Raw genomic sequence first — 22,172 nt, 5'->3', positions numbered from 1 at the left:
CGATGGTAGTGTGGGGTCTCCCCATGCGAGAGTAGGGAACTGCCAGGCATCCAAACAGTCAGAAAGGCCATCCTTACGGATGGCCTTTTTGCATTGGGCCAAATAATCCGAAATAAGCCGTAAAGTAGGGCAAATGCTGTAGCGCCGAGGGTAGTGCGGGGTCTCCCGCTGCGAGAGTAGGACAAAAGCGTGCTTTTGAACGTTGCCTGCGGCAACGGCCCGTAGGGCGGTGAACGCAGTGAGCCGTAAACTGCCAGGCATCCAAACAGTCAGAAAGGCCATCCTTACGGATGGCCTTTTTGCATTGGGGCAAATATAAGCGGTGAAGTGCGTGAATAAGTGCCGAAACAACGCTCATGTGGGGTCTCCCTCTGCGAGAGTAGGACAAAAGCTCGCTTTTGAACGTTGCCTGCGGCAACGGCCCGTAGGGCGGTGAACGCAGTGAGCCGTAAACTGCCAGGCATCCAAACAGTCAAAAAGGCCATCCTTACGGATGGCCTTTTTGCATTGGGGCGGAAAAATGCCCTACCTCACGACTCTTTTCCTGTCTATAAATGAAAATGCTCACCACAACTTCTCGCTAAAGCGGCTGCTTTTGCTAAAATCTTGGGTCCGTTCTGTACCCGAATACGCCATCGCCGGTGAATTGTTGCTCTGCTGTATTGGGCAGTAGTTATTAACTGTATAAAAAAACAACATTAATTCCTGCTGCACCCTTGCAACAGCGCTAGAAGTAGTGACTCACTTCACCTACTTGAGCCATCGAATTAGACTGGCCCCTTAATCGACGGCCTATATGTGTATTTTTATGCATGAAAATAGATTAAATATGGTATTGAGATTATCATAAAAACTGAACGTTCATTATGCTACCTCCGTTCGAAAATGCTCACAGATTCTGTTTTTGTTTTGAATGCTAGTTATTCAAACTTATCATTGATTGTTTTATGGAATTTATATCTAAAGTAAATCGGGGAGCTCTAATCATCTATGGTTTTTTTCAGGAAATCTTTGTTTATATAACGAAAAATGATAAATGTTCTTTACTTTGCCACACCAATACTTATGCTGGAATGACCAATAAACGTCTAATAACTATTAAGGCTATCCATGTCAAAAAGCCCTCTTTCTGCAGCCGCTTCTGCAGATACACCACCCATGACAAATCTAGACCGGATTAAAGCTATCGTCGGTGCTTCATCCGGGAACTTGGTAGAGTGGTTCGACTTCTATGTCTATTCATTCTTCTCGCTCTATTTTGCCCATATCTTCTTTCCCGAAGGGGATACGACGTCACAGTTACTGAAAACTGCCGGTATTTTTGCGGCAGGCTTTCTGATGCGACCTATCGGAGGCTGGTTATTCGGCTATGTCGCCGATCGGTATGGTCGTAAAAATTCTATGCTGATCTCGGTGTGCCTGATGTGTTTCGGCTCGTTGGTCATCGCCTGTCTGCCATCCTATAGTTCAATTGGTGTAATGGCACCGGCACTACTGCTGTTAGCTAGAATGCTGCAGGGACTGTCTGTGGGAGGGGAATACGGTACTAGCGCGACCTACATGAGTGAAGTTGCGGTCGCAGGGCGTAAGGGTTTTTATGCCTCTTTCCAGTACGTCACTCTGATTGGCGGACAATTACTGGCGGTCCTGACAGTGGTGATTTTGCAACAGATCCTGTCTGATGCCGAATTACGTGCTTGGGGCTGGCGTATCCCGTTTTTCCTAGGAGCGGTATTAGCGGTTATTGCTGTTTGGTTGCGTCGCTCACTGCATGAGACGTCAGATACTACTGCGCGTGAACATAAAGATGCGGGAAGCTTGAGCGGTCTGCTAAAAAATCACTGGCGTCCGTTCCTGATGGTTATCGGCTTTACGGCTGGCGGTTCGCTGAGCTTCTATACCTTTACCACTTATATGCAAAAGTATCTGGTGAATACGGCCGGTTTTAATGTTGATACGGCCAGTCTCATCATGACCTGTGCTTTACTGGTCTTTATGGTACTGCAACCAGTTATTGGCGCGCTGTCTGATAAAATCGGTCGTCGCGCTTCGATGCTTATCTTTGGTGCCGGTGTCGCACTGCTAACCGTTCCGCTGCTGACTTTATTGAAAAATCCGGGTAACACTACTGGGTTTACATTACTGTTGATTGTGATTGCCTTACTGGCTACCAGTTTTTACACCGCTATTAGCGGTGTATTAAAAGCGGAGATGTTTCCACCGCAAATCCGTGCGTTGGGCGTGGGGTTACCTTACGCCCTAGCCAATGCAATCTTCGGTGGTTCTGCAGAATATGTGGCGTTACTGCTCAAAAATACAGGTATTGAAAGCAGCTTTTTCTGGTATGTGTCGGTTATGGGCGCGATCAGTTTCGTGATTGCCTTGGGACTGCACAAAAAAGGGAAAGGTATAGCTCTCTGATTTTTCCTTACAGACAGCCTTTCGGGGCTGTCTGCTCCTCCATACCCTATCATCCTTTTTACCCGTCCCATTAAAACGACTATTAAACAGCCCCCAAGTTTGCTCGAAGAACCCATGAAACTTCGTAGCTATATTTTAAAAATAAACAGAAGTACCAAGCAAAACTCATTATTGATGCTATCGGTGAGGCTGGACTCACATCACTATAGCTTCATTCGTTACCATTCCCGGGGACAGGTCCGCTAAGGAATAACTTCCGTGATGACATACTTTTCAGTCTTAAAAGAATATGCATTGCCTAAATCCCAAGCTGCGGCTGTTCTATTCGGAACTGTCGTACGCGATGCCCTGATAGGGAGTAATGGGCTGACGGCGAAAAACAGTCGATAAGGCGAGGGTTATCGCAGACCGAGGTATTGGTGATGATACAGGATGTAAGCAGATCAACGAGCAAACAAAACAGCCCTGATCATTCAGGGCTGTTATTATCAAATACTTACTGTCGTTTATAACCGAAAAATGGCTTTACAGGATACGGCTGATTAGGCGGTCAATACGGATCCGTCTTAAGCGGCGGATCAACTTTTTAATCCTAGCCGGATATTCTGAGATGCTATCCAACTCATTATAGTGGTTCACAATTGAGGTGTGTTCGCGAATAAGGCTCAGTTCTTTAGCCTTTTGATCGCGGAGTTGTAGTTCCGGATCATGGACTAGCAGGGCATTTTCCAGATCGAGACGCCAGGCGCGTGGATTGAGGTTATTCCCAGTGAGTAACATCCATTCCTCATCCACCCAGATACCCTTCAAATGGTAGCTGTTAGCTCCGTCTTTCCAGAGACGGACGGTTAGTTGTTGGTTATCGACATAATACTGTAACCGACTGATGAAGCGGCGAAGATTAATCTCATACAAGTACGGTAATGCACCAATAATCTTAAATGGCTCTTCAGGGGGAATATAAAAGTCGTTAGCGGTTTTATCGCCAACGATGATCTCAACCTGTTTGCCTTGACGCAGTAAGCGAATGATATTTCTGACCAAGATCGCTGGCATATTGAAATAGGGCGTACAGAGGATCAGCTTCTGTTCTGCACAAGGCATCAGATGGAAAATGGTTTGATTGAGAGTGTTATTTTTTCCAAGACCCACCAGTGGTGTGACCGTGAGTCCACCCTGATCCGAGTTATCGTCAAAGTCGTAGTTAAAGGTTCGCAGTTCCTGCCGAAATTGCTTGGTTTCGTTTTTAATTTCTGGGCTGGAAGGGCGTTCAGCACGATCGAGGCGGTGAACCGCTTCGGCTTGCTTAAGGTTGATCTCTACCCACTCAAACATGGTATCAGCCAGGGCCGGATTGCGGATCACCTGGTAGCGGTCATAGCGGTAACGGTCCTGTTGATTCAGATAGACGTTATTCAGGCTAGCGCCACTGTAGATCACCGAATCATCGATAATAAACCCTTTCAGGTGGAGAACCCCTAGAGCCTCACGGGTATTGACCGGAATGCCGTAAACCGGAATCGCAATTTCCGGGTTTTGGCTGGCCATTTCACAGTACCAGTCTGCATTGGTCATGGCTTTCGCCGCACCAATACGGCCACGTTGGGCGCGGTGCCAGTCCACACACAGAGTAATATCCAAGGAGGGGTTTGCACGCTTGGCTGCATACAGTGCATCCATGATGCTGCGGCCGCCTTCATCATTTTCCAGATACAGGGCAACCAGACAGATCCGCGAAGTCGCGGCGGCAATTTTTTCCAGCAAAGTACGATGAAACTCCACTGCTGAGTAAAGCATAGTGAAATCAGCAGGGGATTGTGTAAGTCCGGGCAGTTGCGCGAGGTACTGTTGGTGATTATTGAGTTTGAATTTTGACAATATCACAATGCGCTTCTTCTCTGTTCAATGTATCGTCGTCACCGACAAGGGCATAGTTCTGAGGAGGAAGTGTAACATTAACCTTATCCTGCCGTCGTAATTTTACGCTTCTCTGGATCCTAAACGACTAACGTAAAGTTAGCTGAAGGTTTACTATACCTTCATCAAGTTTCCTTTCCATCCTGAATCCGAGTTTTTCTGCTAGGGTGATCATGCCAAGGTTTTCCGGCATGGTAATGCCGTTCAGTCGCAGCAGACCATGTTGCCGAGTATAGGTGATCAGCTTCTCTAATAGCCGTCGACCCAGCCCAATGTTTTTCAGGTCTGAGCGCACCAGAATTGAAAACTCAGCGTCAATATTATCGGCATCCGAAATAGCACGTGTCACGCCGATAATTTCTTCACTGTCTCCGTTATCGTACAGCGCGACGATAGCCATCTCACGGTCATAATCGATCTGTGTCATGTTGGCGAGATCCTCATGAGTAAATTCATTGATCTCACTGAAGTAGCGGTAATAGAGGTCTTCTTTGGTCACGCGTGAAATAAAGGACTGAAGACCCGGTTCATCTTCCGGGAGGATGGGGCGGAACAGTACCTGACGACCGTCCTTTAGCGTGACTCGTTCTTCCAAGCGTTGCGGGTAAGGGCGGATAGCCAGCCGAGCCTCGCTATCGCCGCCGAAAGTTGCCAGAGACACGCTAGCATCCAGCAGGGTCAGGTCAGGGCCAGATGCTAGCAGCGGATGAATATCCAGCCACTGAATTTCTGGGCAATCAATGATCATATTCGAAATCTGTACCAGACACTGGCTAACGGCAGTGAGATCGAGCGGCTGTAAGGCATTTTTATCCCTGACGGTCCCAAGCTCGATAGCTCTGATCACCAGATTTTTAGCTAGTGTCATATTGAGCGGAGGCAGTGCAACAGCCAATGGCTGATGACTGCGCCATTCGCCAGAGCCTTCACCGAGGATAATCACTGGGCCAAATAGCGGGTCAGGATATACAGTAATACGTAGTTCTTCAGCACCCGCACGGCGAGCCATACTCTGTACCAGTAATCCTTCAATATTCGCTTGTGGCCAAGTCTGAGAGGCTCGCTTAAGGATTGCCTCTGCAGCACTCTCCACCTCTTGTGCAGTATGGAGATAGAGCATCACGCCTTTGATCCCCGATTTGTGCGGGATATCAGCAGAGCGAAGTTTTAAAGCCACCGGATAACCGATTCTTTCTGCTACGGCCACTGCCTGTTCACTGTTATTGGCAAGCCAGGTAGGTAAGGTGTTTAGGCCATAACTGCGGAACATCGTCTGGACTTCATGGGTATCAAGATGGGTACGACCTTCGGCGAGTGCCTGCTGTAGTTGTCGACGTACATCGCGGTGTTGTTTGGGCAAGCGAGCAGCCCGGGCTGGCGTTTCACGAAGCTGTTGCTGGTTACGCCGGTACTCGACTTGATGCATATAGGCGGTAACCGTACCCTCGGGTGTTCGCCACGTCGGGATCCCGGCACGGGTAAACGCCTCACGGGCTTCCCTTGAGGAATGTTCGCCGCACCAATTAGTCAGTAGGGTGACTTGTCGTCCGCGGGGATGTTGCGCTGCCAAACGAATAATATCGGTGGCACATTCGCTGGCCGGGGAAACAGCGCTCGGTGCGTGAATAATCATTAGTGCGTCAATATCATGGCTGTGGAGCAAAGGCGTCAGCACAGCTAGATAGCGGGCGCTGGTGGCATCATCCTGTAAATCTAGCGGATTGGCGGGGGAAATTTTCGCAGGCAGTACCGCTGAAAGAGCTTCACTGAGCGCTGGGGTTAAAGGGGCCAATTGACCATGCCGAGCATTGAGCTCATCCAGCGCTAGGGCGGCGGGCGCTGCACCATTACTGATAATGAACAGCCTGTCTCCCCGTAGCGGGCGCATCAGGTTCAGCGTTTCAACGGCGGAAAACATTTCATGAGTATCTTTTACCCGTAACATACCGGCACGGCGGATAGCCGCATCCCAAGCCGAGTCGAGACTCTCGGTTGCGTCTAACAGTTGCTGAGCTTCCCGGCTACGTCCGCTCTTAATCACCAGCACGGGTTTGTTACGAGAGGCGCTGCGTGCAGCGGAAACAAAACGGCGGGCATCATCCAAGTTTTCTAACGACAACAGGATGGCTCGAGTTTTACTGTCACGGGCCAGAAAATCCAGCAACTCATCCACCGCAATATCAACACTGTCCCCCAAACCTATAAACCAAGAGAATCCTAACTGCCGCTGGTGAGCCCAATCCAGTAAGGTGTTGGAGACTGCTGCTGACTGTGAAATAAAGGCCAATTTACCGGCACGAATAGGCACTGGTGAAAAACTGGCATTGACGCCCTGCCAGGGGCAGATCAGCCCGAGGCTATTCGGCCCGAGTAGGCGAATACCCAATTCAGCGGCTAAGGCCTTCAGGGATGTAAACTGTTCGCGGGCCGCGGAAAGAATCAGACAGGCTTTGCAGCCTTTGCTGGCAAGCTGCTGTAATAGATAGATATTCCGTTTGCCGTGGGTACAGATAATGGCTAAGTCAGGGATTACGGGTAATTCAGCCACTGACGGGTAGGCCATGACCCCACACACCGAGCGCCAGTTCGGCGTCACTGGCAACACCGGACCGCTAAAACCGCCGGTCAGAAGGTTACGCATCATCAGGTGGCCGGCACGACCAGGTTTTTCTGAGGCCCCGATCACGGCAATGGTTTCGGGTTTCAGTAACGCTTCAAGGCCACGCTGGCTCATGGTGATCCTCCTGAAATAATTGCCTCAGTTTACTGTGGGTCTTTTTGATTTTCCGTGATATTGGCCGGATGCCAAGGTTTACCTGCCAGATAACGCTCACGAAAATTATCAAAGTGGGACTGTAGTCCATCTGCGGCAAGCTGATCACCAGCTTGTTCAAGTAGGGCGATAGCCACCTCCGCCGTACAGTGTTGTCCGGCTGTGGGGGATTCGCGCAAACTATAACGAGAAGGGCGGGTAACATTCAGCGACATCACCGGAAAATTATCCATCCACGGACTTTTGCGAAACATTTTTGCCGCTTCTGTCCAAGTACCATCCAGCATGATAAATAACGGCGGCTTACCACTTTGCGGTGGAGTGGTGATCACTTCACGTCCCTGCGGCGCATAGTGGCCGGGAAAGACGACCAGCGGTTGGACGTCCTGTCGGTTGACGGTATCCAGCAGCGCTTGAGGAGGTTGAGTTCGTGACCATTGATAAGCGGTGGTTGCTGGCAGAATATCCGCGATCAGCCGACCTGTATTGCTGGGCTTCATTGGCTCGGTATCAAACATCACAAGGCAAAACTGACTGCGGGCGGGCAGTGGCGTGATGGTGGCACATAAACAGTGTGCAAGGGGCAATAGGCAGCGCTGACAACGTACCACCCGGTTGCCGCGGGCGAGGAACGGGCGTGTCGATTTTGCCAAGCGCTGTGCCCTGAGTGTCAGTACAGCATTTTCTAACATAGTCACAGGAAATCCGAGAAAACTGCAGTGTAAAGCAAAAGCCCGCCACTGCGTAGTCTCTCCCAGCCAGTTAAACGCACAATTAGCGGGACTGATCTAGCCACTGCTCAAAAGAGGATTTCGGCAGGGCGCCTGCTAGGGTGTCCTGGTGTTTACCATCACTGAACAGCATCAGTGTGGGAATACTGCGGATGCGGAAACGTGCCGCCAGTTCAGGCTCACTCTCAGTATTCACTTTAATAAAGCGCATATGCTGGGCACGTTCTTCCGCGACATCTTCAAATACCGGCGCAAAACCGACACAGGGGCCACACCAAGGCGCCCAAAAGTCGATCACCAGTGGTAAATCATCCTGCAACAGCTTATCGAAGCTGGCGGAACTGGCATTGATCACCTCGCCAGAAAAAAGCCGTTCTTTACAGCGACCGCATTTAGCGGCATCGCTGATTTTGTCATCAGGGATACGATTGGTAGCAAGACAGTGGCTACATACAGTATTCATTCACCCCTCCGGGGACGGTCATTAGTTCATAGTAGCGTTAATTATCTGCCATACTAAGAACAACCACCAACAGGATCCGGCAATTACTCTGATAGATGAAGGGATTCGGGGCAAAGTTGATAGATTAGCAGCGTGACATCAGGTAATCTTCGCGCTCCAGAACAGGAGGAAAGAATGAGCGACGATTTAAAAGGCAAAAGCAGTAAAGTAAAAGTGATGTATGTTCGCAACGAGGATGATACCCGTCAACGTACCGGTAACCCGCGGACAGGCAAAGGAGGTCGTTCTCCGTCACGACAGCAGGAGCCAGGTCGTCGTCAGGAAGAGAAATCCCGTTCTCCGTGGCGGACTGTGTCGCGTTCTCCTGCTGAGGAGCCGCAGACGACGAAAGAACCCGCGGTGAGAAATATTGTTGATCCCGAAGTGATCCGTAAACAGCGTCAGGAAGAGACCCGCGTGTACGGCGAAAATGCCTGTCAGGCGCTGTTCCAGAGCCGTCCTGAAGCGATTGTTCGCGCTTGGTTTGTGCAGAGCGTGACCCCGCGTTTCCGTGAAACCTTACGCTGGTTAGCGGCGAACCGTAAAGCTTACCACGTGGTGGACGATGCGGAGCTGGTCAAAGCGGCGGGTACTGAACACCACGGCGGCGTCTGTTTCATTATCAAAAAGCATATGGGGCAGGATGTTGCCGATTGGCTGGCGAATGCCGGGGAGAAAGAGTGCGTACTGGCATTAGAAAATGTCGGTAACCCGCATAACCTCGGCGCGATCATGCGTAGCTGCGCACACTTTGGTGCCAAAGGGATCTTAGTCGATGATGCTTCTCTGCTGGAATCCGGTGCCGCCGTCCGTACTGCAGAAGGTGGCGCTGAACATGTTCAGGCCATTACCTCCAATAGTTTTGCCGCCGGGCTGGATGCATTCCGTAAAGCGGGTTACAGCATTGTGACCACTTCCAGCCACACCGGTACGCCACTTTCGACGACAGAACTGCCTAAGAAGATGGTATTGGTACTGGGGCAGGAGAGTGATGGTCTCACCGAGTCTACTCTGAAGCAGGGGGATATCAGTGTCTCTATCGACGGTACTGGAAATGTTGAAAGCCTGAATGTTTCAGTGGCGACCGGTATTCTGCTTGCTCAGTGGTGGCGTCAGAATCACTAAGTCTGTCTGATAAAAAAAGCGCCATTAGGCGCTTTTTTCGTTTCTGTCATTCACTCATCGGCACTGGTACAGGTTAATGCGCACCACCGGCCTCGCTTTTTTTACTCCCCCCTCCACCGCTGCCAAAAGGTGGACGGGCAAACCAGATGGTGACCAGCAATAGAATAAACACTCCACCGGCGGCCCAGAAAATCTCGTTAGCGGAGATAATCAGTCCTTGCTCGGTGATCTGTTGCGCCATCCAAGCCGAGACCTGCTGGTGACTCATGCCCATATTTTCCAGCTTTTGATACATCTGCTGTGCATTGGGATTATAAGGGGTTACGGCTTCGGTCAACTGACTGTGATGCAACGACTCACGGTTACTCCATAACGTGGTGGTAATCGATGTGCCAATTGAACCTGCCAAGGTGCGCAGGAAGTTCGATAGACTGGATGCCGCGGCCATACTCTCGGGCGGCAGTCCTGACAAGGTAATGGTTGTCAGTGGCATAAAGAAGCAGGCTACCGCAAATCCTTGGATAAACTGTGGCCAGGCAGAGGCTGCAAAGTTCATCGCCGGTTCAAAGGTATAGGCTCGCCAGTAGAAGCAGATGGCGTACATGATAAAGCTGAAGGTTACCAGCCAGCGCATATCAATTTTATGGGCAAATCGACCAATGATGGGGGAGAGGAGTACCGGCAGAATACCGACCGGCGCCGACGCTAAACCAGCCCAAGTCGCGGTATAGCCGAAGACTTCCTGCAACAGTTGCGGCAACAGTACGATAGTCCCGAAATAGAGCATATAGGCTAAGCTGATAGAGACACAGCCTATGGTAAAGTTCCGTGAACGGAACAGGCTCAAATCCACAATCGGATGTTTGTCTGTCAGCTCCCAAATCAATAACACCAGTAGGGCGATAACCGCGACCACCGTCAGGGTGACGATTTCTGTCGAGCTAAACCAGTCCAACTCTTTACCGCGATCCAGCATCACCTGTAGACAGCCAATACCAATCACCAGACTGACCAGTCCGACAATATCAATGGGTTGTCGAATGATCCGCGTTTCACGGCCACGTAGTGTCTGCAGGCTCAAGAGGATGACGATGATACCAATAGGCACATTGATAAAAAAGATCCAACCCCAGTGGTAGTTATCGCTGATCCAGCCGCCGAGGATCGGCCCACAGATCGGCGCAACAATAACAGTCATTGCCCATAGAGAGAGGGCGATACTGCGTTTTGCCGGCGGATAGTTATTCAGTAGCAGACTCTGCGACAGCGGGATCAGTGGACCTGCCACCACGCCCTGAATGACGCGGAAAACGATCAGCATTGTCAGGCTGTTGGACATACCACATGCCCAGGAGGCGATGGCGAAACTGACGGTGGACAGCATAAACAATTTTACTTCACCAAAGCGTTTCGCTAGCCAGCCGGTGAGGGGGATAGAAATAGCGTTAGCGACACCAAATGAGGTGATCACCCAGGTCCCCTGGGAGTTGGATGCCCCCAGGTTTCCGGCAATGGTTGGGATCGCCACGTTAGCAATAGTGGAGTCCAGTACCTGCATAAAGGTCGCCAGCGATAAGGCAATGGTCATTAAGACCAGTGCCATACCTTCTAGAGGTTTCTTCTCCATACTGTTGTCTCCGGCCATCAGTCCGCGTTAGCGTGGATAATGGCTGCAATCACCTGGTTCACCGGTGCCAGAGAAAGCTCCAGAGCATTACTCTGATAGGCAGGTGTGGTTCGAACGCTAGTGGCTAAGACAGCCCCCTGCTTATCGCTGGTATCCACGGTCACCAATGTCGATAGGCCAATACGTAACGGATGTTTTGCCAAGTCTTGTGGATCGATAGAAACCCGCACCGGCAGACGCTGAACCACTTTGATCCAGTTACCGGTGGCATTTTGTGCCGGAAGCAGAGAGAACGCACTGCCGGTTCCCATATCCAGTCCCACTACCTTACCGTGGTAGACCACATCATCGCCGTAAATATCGGAGACAATTTTGGCCGGTTGACCGATACGCACATCGGCCAGTTGGGTTTCTTTAAAGTTGGCATCGATCCACAACTGTCGGTCTGGTACCACTGCCATCAGCGCGCTGGAGGTGGAGATCTGTGAACCGACCTGCACGGAACGCTGAGAAACGTAACCATTAATCGGGCTGCGGATATCGGTACGCTGTAATGCCAGCCAAGCATCACGCAACGCGGTGGCGCTCTGCTGGACTGCTGGTTGGTTTTCCAGTGAGGTATTCAGTAGCATCGCCTGGTTAGCATTATATTGCTGAGTGGCGACATCTAAGGCTGCCTGGGCGCTGGTGACCGCATCACGGGCGTGTTGTAAATCTTCACGACCAATCAGTTGCGATTTACCTAATGGGATACGACGCTGTAGATCAGCTTGGGCCTGATTGAGGGCAATTTTTTTCAGGGTAATGTTGGCCAGATACTGTTTACTGTTAATCATCGCCTGCTGGGTCTGGCGAACGCTGGTGGCCAGACCGGTCATTGCTTTTTCATAGGCCTGCTGGGCATCAGTTTTATCCAGAGAGACCAGGATATCGCCTTGCTTCACGTAGTCAGTATTATCGAACCAGACTTTGGTTACGCTGCCGGAGACTTGCGGCATGATTTGTACTTGGTTGCCGGAGACGTAAGCATCGTCGGTTTGCTGATAATGGCTCAGCACCAGCAACCAGTAAACAAAGTAGCCGATAGCCGCCAGGACACAGACGAGTGCCAGCAGACTAAGCAGGGTTTTCCTTTTATTCTTTGCTGGCTGGCGGGGTGGCAGCGTTTCTTCACCTGCACTCATGGTATTCTCCGGATAGGTATAAGTATAAAATCCGGTACCTTGCAACCTTTTCAAGTGAAAAGCCGGTACCGGAGAAAAGGCACGCAAGCATACCTAAAACCCGTACCGGTGATTTAGCACTTCATGACTTATTGACGTATTTGACGTGGTTATCCGTGCTTATAACTGAGTGCCCATTTCGTCAAGACGATGCAGTAACTTGCGGGAAATGGCTTCCAGTTGTTGTTGTTCTTCAGAGTTTAATACGCTCCACAGGTGCTTCAGGCTTTCATGTTGTGGCGGCAGCACTTCACATAAGAAATCGTAGCCCTGTTGGGTGAGATGAAGATGCAGGCAGCGGCGATCGCTGTCACTCTCTTTGCGTTCAATCCAGCCGCGTTTTTCCAGCTCATCCGCAATGCGGGTGGCATTGGTGCGTGAGGATCCCAATGCTGAACTGAGCTCAGAGGGCTGAATACTTTGGTTTTCACGGGCATCTAGGGTCATGAGTGCGGTAAACAGCGTGTCATTGATACCGCGCTCTTTGAGCATTTTATTACGATTATCGAGCAATTTTCCCTGAATATGCATGCACAGACGGGTTAGGAGAACTTCATGTACAGGATAATTGGTGTGACGTTCTGCCAGAACATCCAGCATTTCTTCGATAGGGGTAAAAGAGCTTTCCACGTAGCGGCCTCGCTGAAAAAATAAAGTTCACAATAGATTACTGTTCGGGGACGGTACGCTAAGGCAGTGTTTCCTCAGAATGATAATTACTTCTGCAAAAGTCACCTAACTAAAACAGTAATAGCCTAACGATATCAAAACCCTTAGCAGGGTAATAGTCTGCAACGGTCTTTTCTGCTGATAAAAGGCGAAGAGCTACCGAAAGACACCGATGTGGGATAAAAAAAGGACAGCCGAAGCTGTCCTGAGCGGTAATTGTAAACTTAAGATTTTGCTGCAGCCAATGCGTCACTGATCCATTGGTTAAATTGGGTCTGATGGGCACCAATCCAACCGTTGACCTGGCTGTTGACATCGGCATCACTGCTTTGGCCGTCATTCATGCGGGCATTCTGCGCATTAATATCGGCCAATGGCAGACGCATTTCAGCAAACAATTTTGCCGCAGCGGGGTTTTTCATGGCCCATGCTTTGTTGGCAACAATGTGCATGGTGTTGACCGGGAAGCCATAATTCGCGCCGTTTGACAGCTGGGTATTTACATTCTTTTGGGCTCCCGGTAAGGAAGAGAATGGTACCTGCAACCAGACGACATCGCGGCCGGGCTTGAGGACATCACTGACCCAGTACGGCGTCCAAGTGTAATAGAGGATGGGTTTGCCTTGTTTATAACGGGAGATGGTATCCGCCATCATGGCAGAGTAATTCCCTTCATTAACTTGAACGGTATTGCTCAGGCCATAGGCTTTAACTTGATGGTTAATGACTGCTTCACATCCCCAGCCTGGGGTACAGCCGGTCATATCGGCTTTCCCGTCGCCATTGGTATCAAACAGTTTGGCCAGCTTAGGATCTTTCAACTGCGCAATATTGGTGATGTGGTACTGCTCAGCGGTTTTTTTATCAATCAGATAACCTTGCGCCGCACCGGTGACATAGGTGCCTTCACGGTAAAAGACTTTATCTCCACCCGCCGCTTGATACATATCATCGTGCAGGGGTTGCCAGTTAACCGCGGTAAAGGTCGCATCGCCTGACGCAATAGAGGTGTAGCCGACGTTGTAATCCACTTCTTCTGGCTTCTCAACGGTGTAACCCAGTTTTTCCAAGGCGCGGCTGACCAGCAGGGTCTGGAAGGTTTCTCCACTGATAGAACTCTGTACTGGCTGAACGGTAACGCCGGTACCTGGCAGATCGGCGGCATAACTGTGACCTGCCATCAGTAAGGTAATGGTGGTGGCTGTGGTGAATAATTTACGCATAGGTATTCCTCTGATATCGCGATGCCCGCAGCAGGCGGGCATCTGTTCAATTAGCGGGTAGTGGAATGCTTGGAGAACGGACGCATCAGCAGTCCGACCGGGCCACTGAGGCACCAGTGACGTTGCTGACGGTTGCGGCTGCTGCCTCCGACAGACTGTGTAAGACGGTCAAGGATAATCGCCAGAATGACGATACCGACACCACCGACCGTGGCCAGCCCCATATCGAGACGACCAATGCCGCGTAGTACCATCTGACCTAAACCGCCGACGGCGATCATCGAGGCAATCACTACCATAGACAGGGACAACATCAGGGTCTGGTTAACCCCGGCCATGATGGTTGGCATGGCCAGCGGCAGCTGTACTTTAAACAGCATCTGACGCGGGCTGGCACCGAAGGATTCACTGGCTTCGATCAGATCTGCCGGCACCTGTTTGATCCCGAGGATCGTTAGGCGAACGATAGGCGGCAGGGCAAAGATAATAGTGACCACCACGCCTGGCACGTTACCGATGCCAAACAGCATAACGATCGGGACCAGATAGACGAAGGCCGGGGTGGTCTGCATGGCATCAAGGATCGGGCGAATAATTTTGGCTGCTCGCTCACTGCGTGCCAGCCAGATCCCCAGCGGCAGACCGATAACAATACAGAACAGCAATGAGGTCAATACCAACGATAAGGTGACCATCGCATCGCCCCAAGCCCCGATTGCACCGATGACGACCAGCGAGACAAGCGTTGCGATCCCCATGACGCCGTTGGTCATCTGCCAAGCGATCAATGTAAAGATCAGGATCGCGACAGGAGAGGGCAATGACGTCAGTAGATGCTGGAAAGCACTGAGGATGTAATCCACCGGGACGCGGATCCCCTGAAACACCGGGCGGAAGTTGTTGACCACCCAATCGATCGCATGAGTGACCCAGCTGTCCAGCGGGATCAGTGTCTTATGGAAGGGATCCATCAAACTGAAATGCTCATGACTTGGCGGTGGCGTGGCATTCAGCCAGTCGTTACTGCTGCTACTGTTAGTCGAGGTTCCACCGGTACTCCAAGCATCTCCGCCACCACTACTGGCATCTGCGGTATTGCCGGAAGGGGCTGCCGAGGAGGATGACCAAGGATCGCTGTTACCGGAAGCGGCAGGTGTTGAGGCTGGGGCGCTGCCGGTGGTGGAAGCGGTGTCGCCCCAAGGATTGGTATCTGGTTTACTCATTACTGATTCCCCTCGCGGTCCAGAGCCCGTAACAGACTGCTTTTTGAAATAACGCCAATGTATTGATTGTCTTCATCCGTCACTGGCACTGCACAAGGTGCCGCCGCCACATGACTGAAAATCTCGTTAAGTGGTGTGGTTGCCGGAACCGGCTCCGGCTGCGCCAGGAAAGCACTTTCCAGCGGGGTACCGTTATCCAGTGCTAATTGCAGTGAATCACAGGAGACCACGCCGGCAAATTTTTGCTTATCCAGCACATAGCCATAATCGCGATCCTGATCCCGTAACAGCTGCAGTGCAGTACGCGGACCAAAGCCAGGGGCTTTACGCAACAAGGCGTTGGCACCACGTTTGGCAATGTCTTTGGCACTGAAGACTTGGCTGATATCGACGCCACGGAAGAAGGTTTTCACATAGTCATTGGCCGGATTATTTAAGATCTCATCCGGGGTACCGACCTGTACCACTTCCCCATTCTGCATAATGGCAATACGGTCACCGATACGCATGGCTTCATCAAGATCATGAGAAATAAACACGATAGTGCGTTGCTGGCGGGTTTGCAGTTTGACCAGTTCATCCTGCATTTCCGTACGGATGAGGGGATCGAGGGCAGAGAATGCTTCATCCATCAATAAGATATCAGGGTTTATCGCTAGCGCTCGGGCCAAGCCAACACGCTGGCGCATCCCTCCAGATAACTCATCTGGCCAGGCATGGGCATACTTTTCCAGGCCAACTTGGCGCAGCGCATCTAAGGCTTTTTCCTCACGCTCTGCGAGAGGAACGCCGGCCAATTCCATACCAAAAGCGGTATTGTTAAGCACGTTCATATGCGGCATCAGCGCAAAAGACTGAAACACCATACTGATTTTACTGCGACGAATATCGCGTAACTGTGACTCAGGGATCGCAGCGATATCCAAGCCATCAATCAGCACTTGGCCACGGGTGGGTTCGATCAGACGATTGAGAAGGCGAACCATAGTGGATTTTCCGGAGCCGGATAATCCCATGATCACAAATATCTCGCCTTCTTCAATGGCCAGACTGGCATCTTTGACGCCAACGGAAAGCCCCGTTTTTTCAAGGATCTGATCTTTGTCCATTCCGCGCTCTAGGTATTTAAACGCTCGCCCGGGGTGGTCTCCAAAGATCTTATACAGGTTTTTTACTTCAAGTTTAATTGCCATTCAGTTGTCATTTCCTGAGTGTTATTTATTTTTTCATGGGGTTATGCAGTCCGGAGGGTGATTTACTTTTTTAACCGTACCACAATGAATTTATCTGGCAACCCTTGGTGTGACATTATTCCGCTTGGTTAACTGTGCGGATCTGCGATTATTCCAGTACTGATAAGGGATGGCAGGAAATATTTCACTCTCGATATTTTCTGTTCATTAAATAAAAAATGAATAATAAGCCACGAAACTTTATGTCATTTTTTTTAGCCAAGATCGGGTCTTATCCCTTATTGGATAAGAGGATTTCTTCGCTGACTACGGGCTGTGGGTAGCCTTACTGTGTAGTCCTCTGGCAGACACTGTCAGTATCGCTGGTAAGTGACGTAGAGGTATTCACCAATGAATCCTGCACAGATAAAATTTATTACTGCTTTTAGGTGTTAATTATGGACTTATGGTCTAGGTAGCTATGTTATTTTGGGGGATATTTCTTTTTGAATTTTTGAAGTAGAGGGCGGTAGGAAGTGTAAATATTCTCTTAGCAACCACAAATATATTCATGCTATTCATCGGTCAATATTTTATCCATTTTAGTTCCTTGGAGGACAGAATAATGCTCTGACTTCGTCAGCATATTTTTGTTAATTTCAAGGGGGCGAGTGATGGCTATTTCTGTTGCTAGAGGATGAGTGTCAGGGGGGATTTTATTAAAAATATGGAATGACGAGGGATACATTATTGTGGGGGGAGTGAGTCAGACCTGAGGACTATTTTTGAAAAGTTTTGATGATAGGTAGCGCTATTTTGGACAAAATCGGCCTTTGGCCTTGTCGTCAACGTGGTGGTCGCTGAAAGGGGGAAGCGTACGGAGGTGAGGGCAAGGGGGAGAATATCCGTTCAAAAAAAACTACCAGTCCTGAAAGCGGGCTGGCAGTAACAGGTAAGGCATCAACTTATGCCTTGAGCGGGCCAGAGATTAACGTCTTGCCAGTAGGAAACCGGCAATAAGGCCCAGTGCAGCACCGATACCGGCAGCCGGTACCGGATTACTACGCACCCAAGCATCTGCACAGCATGACGGTTCGCCGATATCGTCGGCATCCGGCAGGTTGTCTTTCAGCGAGGCACGTGCTTTCTTCAGAAGCTTCTGGGCATTTTTTTGCGCTTCTTCTAGGCCGTCCTGAGCATCATCAGAATAAGACTTGAGTAATGCATCCAGGCTGTCCGCGAGTTCACTCACGTCCAGTTGAGTTTCTTCAGTTTCGGCTTCAATTTTTTTTGGTTTAGCTGGCATTTTTAATCTCCGTTTTGATTAATACCTGTTAACTGAGTATAGACGCTGATCTGAACTATGCTGAAAGTTAAGGAAGATTCCGAATGATCTTAGCCACAGGATAGAGGTGCTGCGATAAAGTTAACCGGTATCATAAGAATGAAGGGGATTAACTATGTATTTACGTCCGGATGAGGTCGCCCGCGTATTGGAAAAAGCAGGATTTGAGATGGATCTGGTGACCGCAAAAGCATATGGCTACCGTAGGGGGGAAGATTATGTGTATGTTAACCGGGAAGCCCGCATGGGACGTACCGCATTGGTGATCCATCCGACCCTGAAAGCGAAAAGTCAGAACTTCGCAGAACCGGCGTCTGAAAGTAAAAGCAGTGACCACTACACCGAGTTTCCGTTGCTGTCTACGGATGAACCGGGAGAGCATTATGGCATCCCACACGGTTTCAGTTCACGTATGGCACTGGAACGTTATCTGAACGGTGTCTTCGGCTGAATCTTAACACTTGGCAGAAACAGCCGCGTCGCCGCAGGCTGTTTCTGCCTTACCTTGAGGTAGGCGTTTGTTGCTGCCTTATTGCGCAGTCGGGCTGACCATCGGGGAGCGGGGCTGGCGGAACTTTTCCAGAAACTGATGTTGAAAGATACACATACGAATGGTGTTACGGTATTCACCATTGATAAAAAACTCGTGTTTTAACACGCCCTCTATTTCAAACCCCAGCTTGCTGTATATGTGGATCGCCTTTTCGTTTTCTTCATCAACGATCAGGTAGAGTTTATACAAGTTCAGCACTGAAAACCCATATTCCATTGCCAGTTTAGCCGCTTGACTAGCTAGCCCTTTTCCCTGATGGGCTGGGTCGATGATTATCTGAAACTCTGCACGGCGGTGTACATGGTTGATTTCCACCAGCTCGACCAAGCCAGCATTTTGTCCTTGATGCTCCACCACAAAACGGCGCTCGGTCTGATCATGAATATGTTTGTTGTACAGGTCAGAAAGCTCGACAAAAGCTTCATAGGGTTCTTCAAACCAGTAACGCATGACACTGGCATTGTTATCCAGCTGATGAACGAAATGGAGATCTTCGCGTTCCAGTGGGCGAAGTTTGATAGTCATGGTGGACTCCTGAATAGCCTGTGGCATCCGTGTGCCGAGTAATAAATGCCATTATGATAGTCTAAACCGGCAGGGGAATATCCGGATGATTGTGCAACAGTGCCGTGAAAATGGCGATGGCACAATCCTTGCTTACTGAACTGTGACGCATTTGGCAGCAAGGGAACAGTTACCCGATTCAGGAGAGCATTAACATGAGCGAACGTCACCTTCAGAAATACGATCTCGGCGATCACTATCCACGGGATCTGATCGGTTATGCCGGTAAGCCGCCTCGGGTAGTCTGGCCCGGTAACGCCCGAGTGGCAGTACAGTTCGTCCTCAACTACGAAGAAGGAGGGGAAAATCATGTCTGGCACGGTGATGCCGGGTCTGAACAGTTCTTATCGGATATTATCGGGGCGGCCAGTTATCCGGCACAGCATATGTCTATGGATTCGCTGTATGAGTACGGCTCCCGGGCAGGGTTCTGGCGCATCCATCAGGAATTTGAAAAGCGTGGACTACCTCTTACGGTATTTGGGGTGGCGATGGCGCTGGCCCGTAATCCAGAGATTGTCGCGGCGATTAAAGCGGCTGATTATGATGTGGTGAGTCATGGCTGGCGCTGGATCCATTATCAGGACATGCCGCCACATCAGGAGCAGCAGCATATGCAGCAGGCCATTGACGTCCTGACTGAGCTGTTCGGTAAGTCTCCTGTGGGGTGGTACACCGGACGAGATAGCCCCAATACCCGCAGGTTGCTGGTGGAGCAGGGCGGATTCCTTTATGACAGCGATAATTACGGGGATGATCTGCCTTTCTGGACGCCGGTTACCTGTGAGTCTGGTGAGGTACGACAGCATCTGGTGGTCCCTTATACGCTGGAATGTAATGATATGCGCTTCGCCACGCCACAAGGGTTTAATACCGCAGAGCAGTTCTTTACCTACCTGCGTGACAGTTTTGACGTGTTGTACCAAGAAGGAGCGGATTCACCGAAGATGATGTCGGTCGGCATGCATTGCCGTATTCTCGGAAGGCCGGGACGTTTTCGCGCCTTACAGCGCTTTCTTGACCATATCAGTCAGTATTCGGATGTGTGGGTCTGCACTCGCCAGCAGGTCGCTGAACACTGGGCTACCCATCATCCGGCTCCCTAAAAGCCGAACGCCCCCGGATGGGGGCGCTAGGATCAGGACATTAAGCTGACTTGGGCGGCGACAATGCGCCAGCCTTCTGGAAAACGCACCCAGGTCTGTTGTTGGCGACCAATTTTGTCGGTGGTGGTACGGGTGAATTCGGTGCTACAGACCGCGAAATCCGTACCGTAGGTGGTGATCACGGTATTTCTCAGTGTTCGCTCCAGGTTAGCGGAAGGGCGAGCGTTACGGAAATCACGGATTTCATCGATACCATAGAGGTTCTCACCGGCTCCGAGGCGCACGGTGTGAGGGCTATGCCAAAATAACTCGTCCAGTACCGCAATATCATTCCCGGTGAGGGCTTTTTCATAGCGCTGGAACTGGGTGGTGACTTCCTGCAGGGTGGCAGGGTGATTGATCACAGGTGCATTCATGCGGATTTTTCCATAAATGAAAGTGGAGGCAGCGTGATGTGCTGCTTTTCTAACGCCCGGGCGGCACGCAGAGCGACAGCTTCTTTAAACGGCGCGGCAATGATCTGTACGCCGATAGACAGTCCGTTCGCGGCAGGTAACGGCACGGTACACACCGGCAGCCCAAGGAAGGAGATCGGTTGGGTCAGCATCCCCATACTGGCACGTACTGGCAGTTGCTGACCGTTAATCAGCATCGTTTCCTGATTGATCACCGTGGCACTACAGGGGGTTGCCGGAGCCAGTAATAGATCAACCTTATCAAACAGAGGCAAGACTTGATCGCGGAAGTGACGGCGGAAGCGTTGCGCTTGCACATACCAGGTCCCTGGCAGCATGGCGCCGGCCAGCAGGCGTTCACGAGAATGAGGCTCGAAGAGTTCCGGACGGTTACGCAGTTCTGGTAAGTAATGGTTGCCCCCTTCGCTGGCGCTGAGAATAAAGGCTGCGGAGCGGGCCAAGGCCGCATCTTCAAGGATAACCTCCTCGCTCGCTCCCAGTGCTGCGGCAACCCGAGCCACCGCCTGACGCGCCTCATCATCACACCATTCTGAGAAAAAGCCTCCCAGTACTCCAACTCGCAGTCCGGAAACCGGATCTTCTAGGGTCGTTAATGCCGGTTCCGACGGACGCATCGCTTGGAAACTGTCTTGTGGGTCGTTGCCCTGCAGTTGATCGTAGACCAGCGCCAGATCTTCCACATAACGTGCAAAGGGACCGATATGATCGAGGCTAGCAACGAATGGATGGGTGCCCTGTCTTGAAAGGCGACCAAAGGTCGGTTTTAAGCCAAAAACGCCGCACAGTGAGGCGGGTACTCGGATCGAACCGTTGGTATCGGTGCCGAGAGAAAAAGGCACCAGCCCAGCGGCAACGGCAGCGGCTGAACCGCCGGAAGAACCGCCAGCAATGCGATGTAAATCCCGAGGGTTATGGGTTGGCCCGAAATGGGTATTTTCGGTGGTAAAACCGTAGGCGTAAGCATCCATATTCAGCATACCGGACAGCAGTGCCCCTGCATTATGTAGGCGGGAGACCGCCCAGGCATCTTGGCTGGCCGCTGCACGGCCGGAGAACAGCTTAGCCCCCGCGAGGGTGGCATATCCCTGAACATCAAACAAGTTTTTGACCGCGTAAGGGATCCCGGTCAGCGGACCACCGCGTTCTCCCTGCTTAAATGTTTGGTCTGCGGCGGCGGCTTCATGCAGCATCCGCTCGCGGGTCACTTCCGTCCACGCATTGATTTGCGGGTTGTAACGGGCAATGCTCTCCAAGGTTTGCTTGGCAATATCGGTGGCACTGAGTTCACCCTGCTGTCTGGCCTGCTGGATCTGGCGGATGGTCATTGATGGAAGGGTCATAGCTTGTACTCCCCAGCCACTTCGAGGCGATCATCGAGGGGATACGCCATTAATGGGCCAGCCATGCCGGCAATACGGGTCAGCTGTACCAGGAGTTCGGCGCGGCGTTCATCCGTAAGATCAAGGTCAAGTATCGCTTCCATTTGGGTCAGATAGGAGGACCAGTTATCCTGTGTTGTCAT

19 protein-coding genes are annotated in these 22,172 nt (G+C 50.9%); 4 read left to right on the top strand and 15 right to left on the bottom strand.

Features of this window, described 5'->3' with window-relative positions; genetic code table 11:
• The first annotated feature begins 1,158 nt into the window (after window positions 1-1,158).
• The gene (locus DW47_RS0114835; RefSeq protein WP_029687209.1) at window positions 1,159-2,421 is read left to right on the top strand and encodes an MFS family transporter; all 1,263 of its coding nucleotides are present in this window, start codon (window positions 1,159-1,161) and stop codon (window positions 2,419-2,421) included.
• A 525-nt stretch (window positions 2,422-2,946) separates the two neighbouring features.
• On the opposite strand, the gene pssA is transcribed toward DW47_RS0114835, so the two are convergent.
• The 4 genes from pssA to trxC form a co-directional block, all read right to left on the bottom strand.
• A complete protein-coding gene (gene pssA / locus DW47_RS0114830; protein WP_420911409.1) occupies window positions 2,947-4,299 on the bottom strand; it encodes a CDP-diacylglycerol--serine O-phosphatidyltransferase in 1,353 nt (450 codons plus the stop codon).
• 127 nt (window positions 4,300-4,426) lie between these two features.
• Window positions 4,427-7,072, bottom strand: coding sequence for a bifunctional acetate--CoA ligase family protein/GNAT family N-acetyltransferase (locus tag DW47_RS0114825; protein WP_029687207.1), 2,646 nt, complete (start codon window positions 7,070-7,072; stop codon window positions 4,427-4,429).
• Between the two features lie 29 nt (window positions 7,073-7,101).
• Window positions 7,102-7,803, bottom strand: coding sequence for a tRNA-uridine aminocarboxypropyltransferase (locus DW47_RS0114820; RefSeq protein WP_029687206.1), 702 nt, complete (start codon window positions 7,801-7,803; stop codon window positions 7,102-7,104).
• Window positions 7,804-7,885: 82 nt separating this feature from the next.
• Window positions 7,886-8,305 carry a thioredoxin TrxC gene (gene trxC / locus DW47_RS0114815; RefSeq protein ID WP_029687205.1) on the bottom strand — a complete coding sequence of 140 codons (420 nt, stop codon included), beginning with the start codon at window positions 8,303-8,305 and terminating at the stop codon, window positions 7,886-7,888.
• 174 nt (window positions 8,306-8,479) lie between these two features.
• Here trxC and DW47_RS0114810 point away from each other — a divergent pair, with 174 nt between their 5' ends.
• Window positions 8,480-9,469: a tRNA/rRNA methyltransferase gene (locus DW47_RS0114810; RefSeq protein WP_029687204.1), complete on the top strand. Its 990-nt coding sequence runs from the start codon at window positions 8,480-8,482 to the stop codon at window positions 9,467-9,469.
• A gap of 73 nt (window positions 9,470-9,542) precedes the next feature.
• Here DW47_RS0114810 and emrB read toward each other — a convergent pair whose 3' ends face one another.
• The 7 genes from emrB to DW47_RS0114775 all read right to left on the bottom strand — a co-directional run bounded on the left by emrB (window position 9,543) and on the right by DW47_RS0114775 (window position 17,912).
• The gene (gene emrB, locus DW47_RS0114805; protein WP_029687203.1) at window positions 9,543-11,096 is read right to left on the bottom strand and encodes a multidrug efflux MFS transporter permease subunit EmrB; all 1,554 of its coding nucleotides are present in this window, start codon (window positions 11,094-11,096) and stop codon (window positions 9,543-9,545) included.
• Between the two features lie 17 nt (window positions 11,097-11,113).
• A complete protein-coding gene (emrA, locus tag DW47_RS0114800; protein WP_029687201.1) occupies window positions 11,114-12,280 on the bottom strand; it encodes a multidrug efflux MFS transporter periplasmic adaptor subunit EmrA in 1,167 nt (388 codons plus the stop codon).
• A 159-nt stretch (window positions 12,281-12,439) separates the two neighbouring features.
• The gene (gene mprA, locus DW47_RS0114795) at window positions 12,440-12,949 is read right to left on the bottom strand and encodes a transcriptional repressor MprA (protein ID WP_029687200.1); all 510 of its coding nucleotides are present in this window, start codon (window positions 12,947-12,949) and stop codon (window positions 12,440-12,442) included.
• A 263-nt stretch (window positions 12,950-13,212) separates the two neighbouring features.
• On the bottom strand, window positions 13,213-14,211 hold the full coding sequence (gene proX, locus DW47_RS0114790) for a glycine betaine/L-proline ABC transporter substrate-binding protein ProX (protein WP_029687199.1): 999 nt from the start codon (window positions 14,209-14,211) through the stop codon (window positions 13,213-13,215).
• 50 nt (window positions 14,212-14,261) lie between these two features.
• Complete coding sequence (gene proW, locus DW47_RS0114785) at window positions 14,262-15,434, bottom strand: glycine betaine/L-proline ABC transporter permease ProW (protein WP_029687197.1); 1,173 nt, start codon at window positions 15,432-15,434, stop codon at window positions 14,262-14,264.
• Complete coding sequence (gene proV / locus DW47_RS0114780; protein WP_029687195.1) at window positions 15,434-16,627, bottom strand: glycine betaine/L-proline ABC transporter ATP-binding protein ProV; 1,194 nt, start codon at window positions 16,625-16,627, stop codon at window positions 15,434-15,436. The genes proW and proV overlap by 1 nt, the downstream gene beginning before the upstream one ends.
• A 967-nt stretch (window positions 16,628-17,594) precedes the next feature.
• The gene (locus DW47_RS0114775; RefSeq protein WP_029687194.1) at window positions 17,595-17,912 is read right to left on the bottom strand and encodes an ElaB/YgaM/YqjD family protein; all 318 of its coding nucleotides are present in this window, start codon (window positions 17,910-17,912) and stop codon (window positions 17,595-17,597) included.
• Between the two features lie 154 nt (window positions 17,913-18,066).
• Here DW47_RS0114775 and DW47_RS0114770 point away from each other — a divergent pair, with 154 nt between their 5' ends.
• A complete protein-coding gene (locus tag DW47_RS0114770; protein WP_029687193.1) occupies window positions 18,067-18,402 on the top strand; it encodes a DUF2002 family protein in 336 nt (111 codons plus the stop codon).
• Between the two features lie 78 nt (window positions 18,403-18,480).
• Here the strand turns inward: DW47_RS0114770 and speG are convergent, their stop codons facing one another.
• Window positions 18,481-19,029: a spermidine N1-acetyltransferase gene (gene speG / locus DW47_RS0114765; RefSeq protein ID WP_029687192.1), complete on the bottom strand. Its 549-nt coding sequence runs from the start codon at window positions 19,027-19,029 to the stop codon at window positions 18,481-18,483.
• Between the two features lie 194 nt (window positions 19,030-19,223).
• On the opposite strand from speG, the gene puuE reads away from it, so the two are divergent.
• Window positions 19,224-20,174: an allantoinase PuuE gene (gene puuE, locus DW47_RS0114760; RefSeq protein ID WP_029687191.1), complete on the top strand. Its 951-nt coding sequence runs from the start codon at window positions 19,224-19,226 to the stop codon at window positions 20,172-20,174.
• A gap of 32 nt (window positions 20,175-20,206) precedes the next feature.
• Here puuE and hpxZ read toward each other — a convergent pair whose 3' ends face one another.
• Genes hpxZ through hpxX form a run of 3 tightly spaced genes read right to left on the bottom strand, consistent with a single transcriptional unit; the run spans window position 20,207 to window position 22,172 of the window.
• The gene (gene hpxZ / locus DW47_RS0114755; protein ID WP_029687190.1) at window positions 20,207-20,590 is read right to left on the bottom strand and encodes an oxalurate catabolism protein HpxZ; all 384 of its coding nucleotides are present in this window, start codon (window positions 20,588-20,590) and stop codon (window positions 20,207-20,209) included.
• The gene (locus DW47_RS0114750) at window positions 20,587-21,990 is read right to left on the bottom strand and encodes an AtzE family amidohydrolase (protein WP_029687189.1); all 1,404 of its coding nucleotides are present in this window, start codon (window positions 21,988-21,990) and stop codon (window positions 20,587-20,589) included. The genes hpxZ and DW47_RS0114750 overlap by 4 nt, the downstream gene beginning before the upstream one ends.
• The gene (hpxX, locus tag DW47_RS0114745; RefSeq protein WP_029687188.1) at window positions 21,987-22,172 is read right to left on the bottom strand and encodes an oxalurate catabolism protein HpxX; all 186 of its coding nucleotides are present in this window, start codon (window positions 22,170-22,172) and stop codon (window positions 21,987-21,989) included. Before hpxX ends, DW47_RS0114750 begins: the two co-directional genes overlap by 4 nt.

Source organism: Tatumella saanichensis (assembly GCF_000439375.1).
GTDB lineage: Bacteria > Pseudomonadota > Gammaproteobacteria > Enterobacterales > Enterobacteriaceae > Tatumella > Tatumella saanichensis.
The sequence above is the reverse complement of the archived record's forward strand: the minus strand, read 5'-3'. Positions and strand labels throughout refer to the sequence as shown.

What these genes read in the sequence shown, in the direction of transcription:
- DW47_RS0114835 (WP_029687209.1), top strand. Translation starts at nt 1,159, where the DNA reads ATGACAAATCTAGACCGGATTAAAGCTATCGTCGGTGCTTCATCCGGG.
- DW47_RS0114825 (WP_029687207.1), bottom strand. Translation starts at nt 7,072, where the DNA reads ATGAGCCAGCGTGGCCTTGAAGCGTTACTGAAACCCGAAACCATTGCC.
- DW47_RS0114820 (WP_029687206.1), bottom strand. Translation starts at nt 7,803, where the DNA reads ATGTTAGAAAATGCTGTACTGACACTCAGGGCACAGCGCTTGGCAAAA.
- trxC (WP_029687205.1), bottom strand. Translation starts at nt 8,305, where the DNA reads ATGAATACTGTATGTAGCCACTGTCTTGCTACCAATCGTATCCCTGAT.
- DW47_RS0114810 (WP_029687204.1), top strand. Translation starts at nt 8,480, where the DNA reads ATGAGCGACGATTTAAAAGGCAAAAGCAGTAAAGTAAAAGTGATGTAT.
- emrB (WP_029687203.1), bottom strand. Translation starts at nt 11,096, where the DNA reads ATGGAGAAGAAACCTCTAGAAGGTATGGCACTGGTCTTAATGACCATT.
- emrA (WP_029687201.1), bottom strand. Translation starts at nt 12,280, where the DNA reads ATGAGTGCAGGTGAAGAAACGCTGCCACCCCGCCAGCCAGCAAAGAAT.
- proX (WP_029687199.1), bottom strand. Translation starts at nt 14,211, where the DNA reads ATGCGTAAATTATTCACCACAGCCACCACCATTACCTTACTGATGGCA.
- proW (WP_029687197.1), bottom strand. Translation starts at nt 15,434, where the DNA reads ATGAGTAAACCAGATACCAATCCTTGGGGCGACACCGCTTCCACCACC.
- proV (WP_029687195.1), bottom strand. Translation starts at nt 16,627, where the DNA reads ATGGCAATTAAACTTGAAGTAAAAAACCTGTATAAGATCTTTGGAGAC.
- DW47_RS0114775 (WP_029687194.1), bottom strand. Translation starts at nt 17,912, where the DNA reads ATGCCAGCTAAACCAAAAAAAATTGAAGCCGAAACTGAAGAAACTCAA.
- DW47_RS0114770 (WP_029687193.1), top strand. Translation starts at nt 18,067, where the DNA reads ATGTATTTACGTCCGGATGAGGTCGCCCGCGTATTGGAAAAAGCAGGA.
- speG (WP_029687192.1), bottom strand. Translation starts at nt 19,029, where the DNA reads ATGACTATCAAACTTCGCCCACTGGAACGCGAAGATCTCCATTTCGTT.
- puuE (WP_029687191.1), top strand. Translation starts at nt 19,224, where the DNA reads ATGAGCGAACGTCACCTTCAGAAATACGATCTCGGCGATCACTATCCA.
- hpxZ (WP_029687190.1), bottom strand. Translation starts at nt 20,590, where the DNA reads ATGAATGCACCTGTGATCAATCACCCTGCCACCCTGCAGGAAGTCACC.
- DW47_RS0114750 (WP_029687189.1), bottom strand. Translation starts at nt 21,990, where the DNA reads ATGACCCTTCCATCAATGACCATCCGCCAGATCCAGCAGGCCAGACAG.
- hpxX (WP_029687188.1), bottom strand. Translation starts at nt 22,172, where the DNA reads ATGACAACACAGGATAACTGGTCCTCCTATCTGACCCAAATGGAAGCG.